This window comes from Deltaproteobacteria bacterium (assembly GCA_030654105.1).
GTDB lineage: Bacteria > Desulfobacterota > SM23-61 > SM23-61 > SM23-61 > JAHJQK01.
Genome location: JAURYC010000339.1, coordinates 1 through 1,457 on the forward strand (window position 1 = coordinate 1; position 1,457 = coordinate 1,457).

General features: G+C 51.2%; 2 protein-coding genes. Both read right to left on the reverse strand.

The genetic code is table 11. The annotated features are described in order from the left end of the window. Positions 1-743 (reverse strand): extracellular solute-binding protein (locus tag Q7V48_14885; protein MDO9212012.1); only part of this gene is annotated, 743 nt, incomplete at its 3' end. Between the two features lie 162 nt (positions 744-905). Continuing rightward, positions 906-1,457: 4-hydroxythreonine-4-phosphate dehydrogenase PdxA (locus Q7V48_14890; GenBank protein MDO9212013.1), on the reverse strand; the 552-nt coding region annotated here is incomplete at its 5' end.

Genomic DNA, 1,457 nt, shown 5'->3' on the forward strand with positions numbered 1-1,457 from the left:
GTCACGCCGTCATTTTCCACGACTTTTCCACCGAATGACCAAAGCCACCAATGCCAGTTGTTGTTCCCATCGCCCACGGCATGTCCAAGGGCGAATCCAGTGGGATGGCCTTTGGCTTTCAAGGCTTTACAGAGTTTGAGGAATTCAGGGATCTTATCCGGGAATTTATCAAACCCCGCTTCTTTCATCCAGCTGACTCGATAATTAGCACAAAGCGTTGGTGCCCCTACGGGCAGGGCAATCCAGCGTTTCGTCTTCTGGTTGACCCCATACTGGAAACACACCGGCTCCCACCCCCCATACTTCTTGTCAAGGTAAGTGGCCATGTCGGTCACATCTACCAATTTATCCGGATAGAGATGGGGATCGTCATGCCAACCCAGGACGATATCGTGCCCAGCACCCACTGAAGCGGACATGGCCGCCTTGGTTCGAACATCCTCCCAGGAGATGTATTCGGTAATGACTTTGTTGCCGGTCATTTCCTCCCACTTTTTGGTGTTCTTATCCCAGAGTTCCTGGTCGCTCTTGACAAAGACGGACCAACGCAGTACCCGGAGGACAGCTCCTTTTTCGGGCTTGAACTCGAGGGTAGCCGGTGCAGCTGCTTTGGCTTTCTGGGCCAGGGCATCCAAGGGCATCCCGGCAAGGCCCACCGCCGCGGCCCCAGCCAGGCCGGTCTTAATAAAATCCCGGCGGCTGAGCCCTTCATCTTGGCCTTGTAAAAGCTTTTTGTCTTCCATACCCTTTCACCTCCATTTTTTAATCTATTGGAGAACCCCCCAATAGTGAAACGCAGATTGGAAAAAGATATGTCCCTCAGAAAACAGTATTTTTCAAGAGAAGAAAGAGAAAACAATACAATTTGAGTGGCGCAAAAGTTTTGCCGCTCTGCTGTACGGCCACTATTTAAGCATTTTCCGAAAAATATGACAAGAATTATTTAAGGCCTTTTGTTTCGCCAGCTGGATGGCCAATTTGATAGCATCAACCATCGACTGAGGATTGGCCCGCCCTTCGCCGGCTTTCCCGAAAGCTACTCCGTGGTCTACGGAAGTGCGGATGATGGGCAAACCCACTGTTACATTCACCCCGCTCATTTTATCCCATTCCTTACCCCCGGGCTTCATGGAGAAGCCTACGAGCTTCACGGCAATATGCCCCTGATCGTGGTACATGGCCACGACGGCATCATACTGCTTGCCCCTCATCTTGGTGAAAATTGTATCCGGAGGCACCGGGCCATCGACCGCCCATCCTTTTTTCTTTGCTTCTTCAATGGCTGGGGTAATCTCTTTAATTTCTTCATCCCCAAAAAGGCCGCCTTCTCCGGAGTGGGGGTTCAGACCGGCAATCCCGATCCGGGGATTCTCGATCCCCAATTGTTTTAAGAATTCATAGGTCAGGCGGATTACGGTTAAGACCCGGTCTTTTTTAATCCGGTCGCAAGCGTTTCT